Consider the following 13,279-nt stretch of genomic DNA (forward strand, 5'->3'; position numbering starts at 1 on the left):
GTATTCATGATTTTCATTCTATTTTACAGAGATTTGGTTCTTGTGATATCAGGGATATTTTTTAGCATTTATACATCATTTTTTGCAGATGAACTAAAGGTACCAGTAGTTACTATTTAGTCATACACACCAACATTGAAAAACACTCAGGTCTTGATGTAAGTCATTCAATGACTCAAAATCAGGATTCAGGCGGATTGATTTGGTATTCAGGGCCCTATAATTTATTTTTATAGTCAATGAACACCACCCACTCCGCCCGGCTTACAACTCGCCAAAAATGGCAACTCGCATTAAGTATCTCTATCATTTATATGCCGCTTCGAGTATATATCAGTATTTATGATTTCGAGGAGATTTCGCTGGCCCAAAGACTTCCATTATGGGTGATGGAAATTACGGTCATTGTACTCTTTTTCTTTGTTTGGATAAGCGTTATAGAATGGATTCAACAACAACTATTCGGGTGGTTTGGTACTGACTTTTTGATGGAGTTTAAAATTCCTGCCCAATTGGCCATGTTTATCATTGCCTGCGCCATGGCTGTTGTCTATAATACGGGCTTCCGAACATTATGGAGCACTGCCGAGAGTGCCTTAGAAACGCAATTTGGGCTTACCCAAAACAGGTCTTATCAAAGTACAATGGCCCTTCAATACACGAGAAGTCAAAAGAAGAAATCGAATAATGGCCTTACTATCATGGCTCTTTTATCGGCTTTTTATTTAGCCTCCAACCGAAGAGCGTATTATCAATTGAGTGAAATCCAAATCAAAACCGAACGTTTGGAAAAAGAAAATGCTCAAGCAAAATTTACCGCTCTGAGAAATCAGGTAAGTCCTCATTTTTTGTTTAATAATTTCAGTATCCTGACATCTCTGATTGAAACCGACCCCACTTTATCCATTCAATTTATCAATCGACTATCAAAAGCCTATCGTTATATTTTAGAACAAAGCGACCACGAGCGTATCATTTTGAAAAAAGAACTAGACTTTCTTAAAACCTATATCTTTCTACTTAATACGCGTTTTGACGATAAGTTGCAGGTGAGCATTGACCTCTCGGAGCAGGACGCAGGGCATTATTTCGTAGCTCCACTTACGTTACAGTTATTAATTGAAAACGCCGTGAAACACAACCAAATGTCAGACGAGGCACCACTCAAAGTTTCTATTTTTATCAAATCGAATTATTTAATTGTGAGCAATCCCATCCAGCTCCGTCCTAAATTGGAAACCTCCACCGGTTTAGGGCTACAAAATATCATTAATCGTTACAAACTTCTGACAGATTACCCCGTTTTGGTAGAGGACCAGGATACTGTTTTTATAGTTAAAATTCCGCTTCTGACATGAATGTCCTGATTATTGAAGATGAAAAATTAACGGCGCAGTGGCTAGAAACGTTACTTACCCGCTACGACCCCAGTATTCGAATATCGGCACAACTCCCTTCAGTCACCAAAACGGTGCATTGGTTTAAAGAAAACCAATATGATTGGCCCGATCTATTGTTTCTTGACATTCACCTAGAAGATGACCTAGGGTTTCGAATCATTGAAGAACTGCAACTTACCATACCCGTTATTTTTACGACAGCCTACGACGATTACATGCTTCAAGCATTTAAGGTCAACAGCATTGATTACTTGCTTAAACCCATTGATCCAAACGAGTTGGCCGCCGCGTTGGATAAATTCAAGGCATTGTGGCAAAACAAACCTATCCAATCCACTGAAAACAATGTATCAGCGCTGCTTCAAATTCTCAAAAAATCAACAACGCCAGCCTACAAAGACCGTTTTATGGTTACAATAGGTACGAAACTTCGCAGCATAAAAATACAGGACATCGCTTATTTTTCGTTTGAAGAAAAAGCAACGTTACTAACCACCCACGAAGGTCTTCGCCTCATCGTGGATTATAGCCTCGAACGACTAGTCCAACTTCTCGACCCGCATCTTTTCTTTCGACTTAATCGGTCTTTTCTGGTAGCACTATCAGCCATTCATACGGTACATACGTATTCAGGAGGAAAACTTAAAGTCGAAGTTGTTCCTCCACCACGACAGGAAATCTTTGTGAGCGGCGACCGAGTAACCAGCTTTAAAGAATGGTTTGGAAAATAATTCGGTTTGGAACAACTCCGTTATTCAACTCCACAAATACCCGATTTAGCTACTGAAAACAGGCATTTAGGCACTTTCATTTGGGGGCTATGGCATTCTTTTGCATTTTTGAACCATTAACACACATTATTAACACTCTTATTAAAATGCCCTTTCAACCTCCGCTACAACCGTTGGCGACGTATTTCCTATTCGACTAATACAAAAACATTACCACGCAAAAGACCTTTTTGCGTAAAAATTTTTAGATAAATTAAGTGAGTAAGCCACGCGAAAGACCTTGTTTTTCGCGTGCTTGATTTTTTTGCTCCTGTATTCGACCTAATAATAAGTCCCTAACGATTGTATTGGATATATAAAAAACCCGAAGTAAGTTTGACTCATTGTCATTGCTTTACTTCAAATTCATGAAACAAATCTTTTCTCTTCTCCTAGTTTTGGGAGTACTACTTGCAGGTTGCTCAAAACCAGAACAGCAGGGAGAATCTACCACAGCCACTACCACAGATTTCAAAACAACGTCTGCTGCCCTTCCTTTTTCGGGATATTGGTTGAGCGAAAGTTATTTTAACGACATCAAAGCGCACCAATCGCCCCAAAAATCACAAGAAGGGAGCGAAGAAGTTTTTCTGGTGATACCAGACAGCACCCTCCAACCCACCATGATGGTCTGGAATTTTCATGAGGGCAGTGAAGAAATCACGGTCCTAAAAAAAGACGACGCCTACCAACTCTACGAAGTAGTAATCGACAGCCTAACGCGCCCCCTGAAAGACATCAAAATAATCTCACCGACCAAAATTGAAATCGGCAATAAGACCTTCGTAAAAATCAGTCCTCACGCTAAGACTAACGAAAAAAACAACCCGCTCATTCTGGAAGAAATCCTGTTTAAAGGAAAATACAGTTTGGCTGACGGCAAAGAAGTTGAATTTAAAAACAATGGCGAAGTAACAGGTTTGGAAAACTACCGTTATTATCAACCAGCCATTGACTACATCGGGCCGGGGTTACAGATTGACCAAGTAAGCTTGAGCAGTAGCGAAGACAAAAAAGAATGGATGGCCTTCAAATTTCGAGGCGACACCTTGCTTATTCACCAAATCAAATGCGTCGAATTTGACAAATCCAATAACGAATGCGGATTAGCCGATTTTGGAGCACTAAAACATACCCTAGTACGAAAAAAATAAAAACACAGCCAATCTACATTAACCGACAAACCTTCCATGAAAACATTAAAAATTCTCTTTGTATCTGTTTGGTACTTCACAGCGGGGATAGTTTTTGCCCAAAGCCCCACCCTTACGTCAGAATTTGACAAGCTACTCACCGAACAATTCAAATCCAGCGAATCGGGAGCCACAGCGCTGGTGGCGCAAAAAGGCAAAATCATCTACCAAAAAGCATTTGGGCAGGCAAATTTGGAGTTGAACGTACCGATGCAAACGTCAATGGTTTTTCGCATCGGCTCAATTACAAAACAGTTTACGGCGGTGGCTATTCTGCAACTAATGGAGCAGGGAAAACTGAGTTTGGAGGACGAAATCACCAAATTTATTCCTGATTATCCCACCCACGGCCATAAAATAACCGTTGAGCATTTGCTGACCCACACCTCGGGCATTAAGAGCTACACCGACATGAAAGAGTTTGGAGATGTGATTCAGAAGGATATGAAACCCGAAGAACTCATTCATTTTTTCAAGAATCAGCCCATGGACTTTGCCCCAGGTACTAAGTGGCACTACAACAACTCGGGCTTTTTTTTGCTGGGCTACATCATCGAAAAAGTGTCGGGCAAAACCTATCCCGACTACGTTGAGCAAGTATTTTTCAAGCCACTGGGCATGACCCATTCTTATTATGGAAACGACGCCAAATTGATTCTCAACCGAGCAGCGGGTTATGAACAAGGAAAAGATGGTATTCAGAATGCCTCACCTATGAGCATGACATTGCCCTACGCGGCGGGCTCTATTCAATCAACGGTTGAAGATTTGTGGAAATGGCACCAAGCCGTTCATGCCTATCAGTTAGTGAGAAAAGAAACGTTGGAGAAAGCATTTACGCCGTATAAGCTTATCAATGGCAAACCGACCAACTATGGCTACGGGTGGTTTTTGGGGGATATTCAGGGAAGCTCGACCATCGAACACGGCGGGGGCATCAACGGATTTTTGACAAGCTCTATTTATTTACCCAAAGAAGATGTGTTTGTGGCCGTTTTCTCTAATTCTACCGCCAAATCACCCGATAATGTCGCCGCCAAATTGGCCGCTTGGGCCATTGACAAACCCTATAATTTTAAAGAAGTTGCGTTGGATGAAAACACCTTAAAAAGCTATACTGGTGTGTATGAAAACCCCGAAGTAGGTCAACGGATTATTTCTTTGGAAAACGGAAAGCTCTATTCCCAGCGCACAGGAGGGTCCAAATCTCACATAAAACCATACGATAAAGACAAGTTCTTTTTTGAAACATCTTTGTCATTTCTCAACTTCCAACGCGATGTAAATCAGATGATTACGGGTGTAATTTCTAGTCAGCGGGGAGCACAGACCATGCTTTGGACCAAAACCGACAAACCCATTCCCACGCGCATGGAGCAAAAAGTAGATGAAACGGTTTTAGCTAAATACACGGGGGAGTATCAACTCGCGCCAGGTTTTATTCTTAGCATTACCCAAGAAGGTCAGAAGCTCTTTGCGCAAGCAACGGGTCAGGGCAAAAATGAACTCTTTGCCGAGTCAGAAACCAAGTTTTTTCTTAAAGTAGTCGATGCCCAAGTAGAGTTCTTTAAAAATGAAAGCGGCCAGATCGACAAATTGATTTTATACCAAGGAGGTCAAAAAATTGAAGGAAAAAAATGAAGTAACTGAAAAGATTTTAAGAAATACCCGTTTTGACTCCTTTTTCATAAAATTGAACCGCTACCAGAGAACGCCTTTGGGCATCGGTTCAATTTTATTTAGGTAAAACTGCTTGACATCATCAAGTTGAAAAGTTAATTTAACATATTCAATAGGCCTCCTTGCCTCAATTTCTTCCGCACACTTCTCTTAACAAGTTTTTCTCCACACACTTACTTAATAATTCTCTGATACACAGAGCATAACCCAATTGATTCATCCCGAATCAATGTTATTTCTATTTTTCAAAGTGATTACCCTTTATCTAAACTCAAATCAATAAATCAAATGAAAAACTCCCTACGCTTCGTTATTGCATCTGCTTTGATGCTGTTTTCTTTAGCCTCCTTTACGCCCAATGTCGACAAGACCTATTATTGGGATGATTACAACATCGAAATAACGGTACCCCAAGATTTTAAAATAACGAAGGATACAAAAAATGAATTTGAAATGGCTGGTGAAGGCATGGAGCTTTTCATGTACATCTGGAACCAAAAAGCCATCAGTGCAGCCGACATTGACGACGCCACCATTGCAGCCGCCAAAACCCTCAAACTCACCGAAGTGGACGACGAAGGCACGTTTGAAAACGATGATTTTGCGGGGTATTACGTTGAAGGTTTTAAAGACGGCGACCGCATCATGTTCGCGGGGATTGTCGACTTAAAAAGCCGTACCAATTTTTTCATTTCCATAACATTTGATGACAAAGACGAGGAAGCCGAGAAAGAAGCGATTAAAATTTTAGAGAGCATCGGCCACAAATCTTAGCAAAAAAATAGGAGGCGGTATTGCTACCGCCTCCTGCACCCTATTTCTACTTCTGTAAACGCACTTTGTCGACTGGTTACAGGTTCTTCTTTTTCAATTCATCGACCGCAAACGCCGCTGCACGGGCCGTAAGCGCCATGTACGTCAACGAGGGGTTCACACACGAAGCCGAAGTCATGGCGGCACCATCGGTCATAAAGATATTTTTACACGCATGTACTTGATTATGCGCATTCAGCACCGACGTTTTGGGGTCTTTACCCATCCGTGCCGTACCCATTTCGTGGATACCGATTCCCAAATTTGATTTGGTGTTATCGTACGCATTGATGTTCTTAAAACCTGCTGCTTCGAGCATTTCAGCCGCGTCGTTTTTCATGTCTATCCGCATTTTACGCTCGTTTTCGCCGTAACCTGCATCAAACACCACCAACGGCATGCCCCATTTGTCTTTCTTGGTGGGGTGAAGGGTAAAGCGGTTGTTTTCATTTGGCAAAACTTCACCGAAGCCACCGATTCCCATGTTCCAACCTCCCACTTCCGTCATTTCTTCTTTAAACGCCGCCCCAAAACCTTCCATGCCTACGCCGCGTCCCCAGCTGCTACGGCTTGCTCCGCCTTGATAGCCAAATCCACGCACATAATCGCGTTTGTCTTTGCCCCAGTTGCGATAACGCGGAATGTATACCCCATTGGCACGGCGGCCAAAATAGTATTGGTCTTCAAAACCATCGTAGGTTCCAGAAGCACCCACGCCCAAGTGGTGGTCCATGATGTTGCGCCCCAATTGGTCACTCTCGTTGCCTAACCCATTTGGGAAACGGCTTGACTTAGAGTTCATTAAAATCGAGGCCGATGGAATTGCCGAAGCATTGAGGAAGATAATTTTTGCGTAATAATCCTTCACTTCCAACGTATTTTGGTCGATGGTCCGCACGCCAGTAGCCCGGCCTTTCTTCTCATCGTACAATACTTCCGACACGATTTTGTTGTTGGCTAAAGTCAACCGTTTGGTCTTCATCGCCGCTGGCAAAGTAGCCGCTTGCGTGCTGAAATACGCCCCAAACGGACAGCCACGCATACACATGTTTCGGTACTGACACGCAGCCCGACCCAATGCCGTATGAATACTCTGCGGTTTGGTTAGGTGCGCTACCCGTCCAATCGTCAACGTACGGCCCATTTTCCGCATCACTTCTGACTTAACGTGCTTTTCGAGGCAGTTCAGCTCCATAGCAGGCTGAAATTGACCATCGGGCAACACATCAAGCCCGTCTTTTGACCCGCTGATACCCGCAAAACGTTCAACATAATCGTACCACGGCGCAAGGTCTTTATATCGAATAGGCCAATCAATCGAAATTCCTTCCTTGGCATTGGCCATAAAATCTTCTTCATTCCAACGATAACTCTGGCGTCCCCACAACAGTGAACGCCCCCCAGTATGGTATGCCCGAATCCAGTCAAACGGGCGGGTCTCCAAATAAGGGTTTTTGCTGTCGTTTTCAAAAAGGTAACGGTGCTCTTCGTTGACCGTATAACCAGTCCGAATCCCCGCCCAATATTCTTCCGCCGACTGATTGTCTGGACGGCCACGGTGAGCAAGTTCCCAAGGAGCTTTCATGGCCGTTTCGTAGCCTTCTACGTGTTTAACATCACGACCCCGCTCCAAACACAACACTCGTAAACCTTTCTCGGTCAACTCTTTGGCCGCCCATCCGCCACTTATCCCTGACCCAACGACGATGGCGTCGTAAGTCATTTCTTTTTGGGCATCAATATTTAGATACATCTTAGGTTAGTTGTTTTAATTCTTGTACGTAATTTATCTATAACGCGTACGCTTTTTGGCCTTTTTTCAACGGAATACATCCATCATAACGACCCGGAATAGGCACATAGTCAAGGGCTTTGGTGGCTCCTTGCTCCGAAGTAAAATAACCAAACAGTGTAAGCTCCTTGGCTAAACGCCAGAAAGGAGTGCCTTTGAGTTTTTTGGAATCTACCACTTCTTTGTCAACATTATCTCCCACTTTTACCTGCTGAACATTGGCGTTTTTCATCAATTCGGTGGTTTCTTTTTCCACCTGTTTCAAAATTTCAACTTGCTCGGCCGAAGTGGTTTCCATGAATTTCTTACCGTGGGCTTTGGTGGCTTTAGCGTCCAAATCTGCTAATCCATCCAAAAAGTTTTGTTGTTCCTGCGCTTTGTAGCAGTCTTTCAACATCAGCTCAATAAAAGGGCCCACCCCTGCGTCTTTCGCCCCAGGGGTCGAAGTACGAGGAATGATATGTTCTGCTACTTCAGCAACCAATGCTTGCTGGGCGGGCGTAAAGCTAAAAGCAGCTCCTGCGGTTGGGGGCATGGCAGCTCCTTCACCAAAGGCCATTAAAGTAGGTGCCGAAAGAGTACCCCCCATCAAAAGGGCTACCCGCGACAATGCTTCTCTGCGGTTCATGTTCATAGGATAGTTTAATTTCTTATTGGGAAGATGTAAAAATACATTAGAAGTGTCCAATTTTTACTTTTTGTAAACGCTTTTTTTAAGCAAAGAATATTTTATTCAACGTAAAGTTTCACAAATTTTATCCATGTCCCTGATTCACTGACTACTACGTAGTTTGTTATTAAGCATAGGTGCCTATTTCAACCTTCATTTCAAATGCATCGCTTTAACTTTGAAAATCTACTCATTGGTAAATAAGCTTAAATGCGATCTAACAACCGGCGGTGGTAGTTGACCTGCCCCAAATGATAGCCCAAATGAACCGCCAAGTGAATTAAAAAATACTCGGTCGACATTTTTTCTTTAAAAACGACCAATGGATATTCGGCGGCATAATCCTCTTCGGTCAGGGTCGACAAGGCATTTTTGATGACTTGAATCGTCGAATCCAACGCTGCAATCATTTTTTCGCGAGGCACGTCCTTGTCGCTGAACTCCAAGGGGCGATTTCTGACATAGCCCGTTTTGCCAATTTCGGCCCCAATAAAAGCATTCAAATTACCAATCAAATGCAGGGTCAGGTTTCCCGCCGAATTAGGAATTTGAGCTTCTGTTTTCCAGATAGTTTCTTCGTTTTGATATGCAAGAAGCTCTTCTTTCAGTTTGGTCAAATCACGCTCAAAAAGGGCAATCAATGTTTGTGTAATCATCATGCTAATTTTTTGTGTTCAATGCTCTTTTCCATTTAAAATATACGTAGGCAATTCCTCCCAATCCCAGAAAAAACAACCCTGCCAGCGCCTGCTCGGGCTTTTCAATAAGCGTGTTAACAACGACAAATGCTGATAAAGCCATGAATATCAAAGGCGTAATTGGGTAGGCAAGTGTGCTGTAATTACGTTTTAGTTTGCGCTGCCTGAACTTAAAAATAGCCGCTGCCGTGAGGAAGAAAAAGAACGTATCTACAAACACCACATAGGTGATGAGATTGGAGAAGGTTTTCCAGAAAATCAACAATACAATTGTCCAAAAAGATTGGAAAATGATGGCCCAAAAAGGCGTTTGATAACGGGGATGAATCTCGGCAAACTGCTTAAAAAACAATCCATCCTGCGCCATTGCAAAATAAATGCGCGGCGCGGTCAGGATGTAAATGCCAATGGTTCCCAAGACCGACAACACAATCAAAAACGAGATAAATTTTGCGCCCAATCCCCATACGGTAGAAATGGCTTCCGAAGCTACGCCCGTAGAAGCCGCAATCCGCTCAATGGGCAACAGCTTTAAATAGGCAACATTTACGCTTAAATACGCTAAACATACGATACCGATTCCCATCAACATGGCGCGGGGTACGAGACGATTGGCATCTTTGACTTCGGCCGCAATAAACGTAGCGTGTTGATAGCCTCCGTACGAAAAAGAAACCCCAATCAGCGCCAATCCAAAGGAGGATACAAGGGGCAAATTCTGCGCATTTGAGGTCCATGTAAAATCTGTAATGTTTATAGCGTACGTTCCTGCCACAAAACCAATGATAACCACCACGGCGATACCCACCAATTTGGCTGATGTAAAAACAGAGGCAAACACACCACCCCATTTTACGCCCAGCACATTCATAATGGTGAGGAGCGCAATCGTGAAAACAGCCACTGCGAGTTGTACATTCTCTGGCATAGGAATCAGTTCATTCAGGTACGAAGTAAAAACCAATGTGAGCGCCGCCAATGAACCAGTATTGATCACCAAAAGCATGGACCAACTGTATAAGAATGCTGGAAGCTCGCCGAATGCTTCCTTTAAAAACACGTAAAAACCGCCTGCTTTAGGAAAAATAGAAGCAATTTCGGCAAAAGTGAGTGCCCCGCACAACGCCACCACCCCTCCCGCCACCCATACGCCCAACATCCATCCAGTAGTGGGCAGGTAGCCAGCGATTTCAGAAGGTGCCCGGAATATTCCCGAGCCAATGCTCGACCCTACCGCAATCATGGTCAGGCTGAAGAGCGTAATTTGTTTTTTAAGTTGGTGAGACATGAAATAAAACCTAAGGGTTTGGCAGTTACGAAATTGAGTTATCTCATCTTAAAGCAATCCTTCGTCGGCAAAACTCAGGTAACCGCCATCCGTAAAGATAATATGGTCTAAAACGGGAATTTCGAGCAGCTTACCCGCCGCCGTAAGGCGACGTGTGAGGTCTTTGTCGGCCTCACTCGGTTTGAGATTGCCCGAGGGATGATTGTGCGCCAAAATAATGGCACTAGCTAAATGTTCAACGGCCACTTTAAATATCATTTTTGGGTCGGCTACCGTTCCCGATACCCCTCCTTGACTGATTTGAACAGGGCGAATGACCTCATTGGCCCGATTAAGCAACAACAACCAAAATTCTTCGTGGGGCAAGTCCAATAGATAAGGCCGAATTTGTTCGTACCCGTCCTTTGAACACGTAATACGCGGTTTTCGCATAATTTCGCTTTCTTTACGCCGCCTTCCCAGTTCCAACGCAGCAATAATCGTAATGGCTTTTGCTTCGCCGATACCCTTGATTTTCATTAAATCTTTGGTGGTCAACTTGGCCAATTCGTTCAGATTATTGGACGCTTTTTGGAGAATTACCTTTGCCAAATCTACCGCCGACAGTTCAACGGTACCTGAGCCAATCAAAATAGCAATCAATTCGGCATCTGTCAGCGCGGCTTTTCCCTTCAAAAGCAATTTTTCGCGAGGGCGGTCTTCTTCCGCCCAGCTCAGTATTTTTCGTGATGAAGTGTAGTCGTTTTCAGTCATGAAAGGTTCATAGGTGGTCGTTCGTGGTAAAAATACTAACTTGCCAGTGAAATCAAAGCGAGTCATGCGTAAATACAGTATTATTATCCCCGTTTATAATCGGCCCGACGAATTGACCGAGTTGTTAACGTGTCTGGTAAAACAAACTTTTACCCATTTTGAAGTCATCATTATTGAAGACGGTTCCCGAATCAAATGTGATGAGGTGGTCAAAACCTTCAGCCAACAACTCGACATTCACTACTTCTACAAGGAAAATGGAGGCCAAGGCTTTGCTCGAAATTACGGATTTGAACGGGCAAAAGGCGATTATTTTGTTATCCTTGACTCCGATGCACTGATAGAGCCTGACTATTTAAACATCGTTGAACAACGACTGAATACAGAGTATGTAGATTTATACGGCGGTCCCGACACCGACCATCCGAGTTTCACTCCTATTCAGAAAGCCATCAGTTATTCGATGACGTCTCTTTTTACAACGGGCGGCATTAGGGGTAAAAAAAGTAATTTGGGCGGTACTTTCCACCCTCGTAGTTTCAATATGGGAATTTCTCGCAAAGTGTGGGAACGTACGAGAGGATTTCAAATCAGCCGAATGGGCGAAGATATTATTTTTAGCATCACCGCTCTCCGAATGGGCTTCAAATCAGCCTTGATTCCAGAAGCATTCATTTATCACAAACGGCGCACTGGGTTTGGGGCTTTCTTTCGGCAGCTACGCTTCTTTGGGCGTGCGCGAATCAATATAGCCCGCTTTTATCCAAATGAACTCAAATTAGTTCACACATTTCCTTTTCTGTTTACCCTCGGCTGCCTCAGTATTCCTTTGTTGTGGTTGATTCACCCTTGGCTGTTTCAGGCAGGAATTACATTTTTAGCAATTTATATCATTCTGCTGTTTATCGACGCCACTCGACAGTCAAAAAGTCTAGAAGTGGGCGTATTGAGCATTATTGCGGCATTTGTGCAGCTTTTTGGTTATGGATTCGGCTTCGCGCAGGAGGGAATAAAACGCCTACTTGAACCCAAAACCCACCGCGAAACAGGCGCTACCGTTGAATATCCTTCCTGAAAAAGCACAAAAAAAGCGGCCATAGTGACCGCTTTTTTTTATGATACAATAATTGTAGTCATTAATATTCCCACAAACCATGCTCTAATTCCATCAACTCATTTTCAAGTTGAATGGATTTCCAAAGCGCCTCTTTTTCGCCACCATAAATGGTAATGAGGTCTTGGTCTTTGGGGTTTGAAGTTTTGATAATACGACCACTGAACAGACGAAGATCAAACGCATCCGCTAAGTTTTTGTGCTGAGCAGTATTGTATTCGTTGAACCAAATAAACTTTTTCGGATCGCTACGGAACAGCTTGTCCAAGTCTTTGTATCTAAAAGTAGCAATGGGTTTTTCAATTCCACCAGGGTTCAATTCCGACGGCAATACAATCGTAATGGTTTGAATATCGTAAATCAAACGTGAGCGCTTACGGTCAAAAATCCAATCTTCCTTCATTTCCAAAATCGGAACATCCTTAGGGAAAAACTGATTTTCTTCCATTTTCTGTGCTTCAGCCGCGGCAATTGCGGCGGCTTCTTCCGCCATTTTGCGTTTGATTTCGGTTGAATCTACTTGAGGCTTTACAGGTACTTTGGCAACTTGTCCCTTTTTACCTTTAGTAGTTGTTTTCTTTTTAGGTGCCGGTGTACCCCAACCATCATCTACGGGTTGTGTTTCTTTTTTGGGCGCTGGGGTTCCCCAGCCATCATCTGCCTTGGCAGGAGCTTTAGGGTCTTTCTTTGCAGCATCCCCCCAAACATCACCACCTTGAGCTGCATTGTCAGTACCGAAACCTGCTTTTATTTCATCTTCGGTCAACGTCTGCCCTTGATTTGGCATTTGAAGCGCCTTGCTGAAATCAGTACTCGTCATTTTTTTGGTCATATCGGCATCTACATACGCCTCCAACAGACCCGCCTTTACGGCATCCATGATGTACTTGGTGATTTCATTGCCTACTGAAAACATAGGTTGATTTTGCTTTTCCCGCAAATCCAACCGGCGCCACAGTGTGCGTTTCATCATCACATCAGCATCGTTAATCTCGCGCACTGACAGCGGATTGACACCCTTCGTGTCTTTCTCTTGGGCTTGAGTGCTCATGCTCAATGCTACCAAGGCCGCACTACCTAATAGGCTACTCCATCTTTTCATTTTCTT

At 43.4% G+C, this 13,279-nt stretch carries 12 protein-coding genes; 6 read left to right on the top strand and 6 right to left on the bottom strand.

Annotation, left to right across the window (positions count from 1 at the left end; genetic code table 11):
- Positions 1-239: 239 nt before the first annotated feature.
- The 5 genes from DR864_RS08150 to DR864_RS08170 all read left to right on the top strand — a co-directional run bounded on the left by DR864_RS08150 (position 240) and on the right by DR864_RS08170 (position 5,817).
- On the top strand, positions 240-1,358 hold the full coding sequence (locus DR864_RS08150) for a sensor histidine kinase (protein ID WP_114066495.1): 1,119 nt from the start codon (positions 240-242) through the stop codon (positions 1,356-1,358).
- On the top strand, positions 1,355-2,131 hold the full coding sequence (locus DR864_RS08155; protein ID WP_114066496.1) for a LytR/AlgR family response regulator transcription factor: 777 nt from the start codon (positions 1,355-1,357) through the stop codon (positions 2,129-2,131). Before DR864_RS08150 ends, DR864_RS08155 begins: the two co-directional genes overlap by 4 nt.
- Positions 2,132-2,538: 407 nt before the next feature.
- Positions 2,539-3,324: a hypothetical protein gene (locus DR864_RS08160; RefSeq protein WP_114066497.1), complete on the top strand. Its 786-nt coding sequence runs from the start codon at positions 2,539-2,541 to the stop codon at positions 3,322-3,324.
- 36 nt (positions 3,325-3,360) lie between these two features.
- The gene (locus DR864_RS08165; RefSeq protein ID WP_114066498.1) at positions 3,361-5,004 is read left to right on the top strand and encodes a serine hydrolase; all 1,644 of its coding nucleotides are present in this window, start codon (positions 3,361-3,363) and stop codon (positions 5,002-5,004) included.
- Between the two features lie 327 nt (positions 5,005-5,331).
- Positions 5,332-5,817 carry a hypothetical protein gene (locus DR864_RS08170; RefSeq protein WP_114066499.1) on the top strand — a complete coding sequence of 162 codons (486 nt, stop codon included), beginning with the start codon at positions 5,332-5,334 and terminating at the stop codon, positions 5,815-5,817.
- Between the two features lie 76 nt (positions 5,818-5,893).
- Here DR864_RS08170 and DR864_RS08180 read toward each other — a convergent pair whose 3' ends face one another.
- The 5 genes from DR864_RS08180 to radC all read right to left on the bottom strand — a co-directional run bounded on the left by DR864_RS08180 (position 5,894) and on the right by radC (position 11,057).
- Positions 5,894-7,609 carry a GMC oxidoreductase gene (locus tag DR864_RS08180; protein WP_114066500.1) on the bottom strand — a complete coding sequence of 572 codons (1,716 nt, stop codon included), beginning with the start codon at positions 7,607-7,609 and terminating at the stop codon, positions 5,894-5,896.
- A 37-nt stretch (positions 7,610-7,646) separates the two neighbouring features.
- A complete protein-coding gene (locus DR864_RS08185) occupies positions 7,647-8,276 on the bottom strand; it encodes a gluconate 2-dehydrogenase subunit 3 family protein (protein ID WP_114070203.1) in 630 nt (209 codons plus the stop codon).
- 248 nt (positions 8,277-8,524) lie between these two features.
- Positions 8,525-8,974: a DUF1572 family protein gene (locus DR864_RS08190; protein WP_114070204.1), complete on the bottom strand. Its 450-nt coding sequence runs from the start codon at positions 8,972-8,974 to the stop codon at positions 8,525-8,527.
- A 4-nt stretch (positions 8,975-8,978) separates the two neighbouring features.
- The gene (locus tag DR864_RS08195; RefSeq protein WP_114066501.1) at positions 8,979-10,304 is read right to left on the bottom strand and encodes an APC family permease; all 1,326 of its coding nucleotides are present in this window, start codon (positions 10,302-10,304) and stop codon (positions 8,979-8,981) included.
- A gap of 48 nt (positions 10,305-10,352) precedes the next feature.
- Complete coding sequence (gene radC / locus DR864_RS08200; protein ID WP_114070205.1) at positions 10,353-11,057, bottom strand: RadC family protein; 705 nt, start codon at positions 11,055-11,057, stop codon at positions 10,353-10,355.
- A gap of 64 nt (positions 11,058-11,121) precedes the next feature.
- On the opposite strand from radC, the gene DR864_RS08205 reads away from it, so the two are divergent.
- Complete coding sequence (locus DR864_RS08205; protein ID WP_114066502.1) at positions 11,122-12,132, top strand: glycosyltransferase family 2 protein; 1,011 nt, start codon at positions 11,122-11,124, stop codon at positions 12,130-12,132.
- 61 nt (positions 12,133-12,193) lie between these two features.
- Here DR864_RS08205 and porN read toward each other — a convergent pair whose 3' ends face one another.
- Positions 12,194-13,273, bottom strand: a complete 1,080-nt coding sequence (gene porN / locus DR864_RS08210) for a type IX secretion system ring subunit PorN/GldN (protein ID WP_114066503.1) — start codon at positions 13,271-13,273, stop codon at positions 12,194-12,196.
- Positions 13,274-13,279: the final 6 nt, after the last annotated feature.

Origin of the sequence: Runella rosea (assembly GCF_003325355.1) — a bacterium.
Classification (GTDB): Bacteria; Bacteroidota; Bacteroidia; order Cytophagales; family Spirosomataceae; genus Runella; species Runella rosea.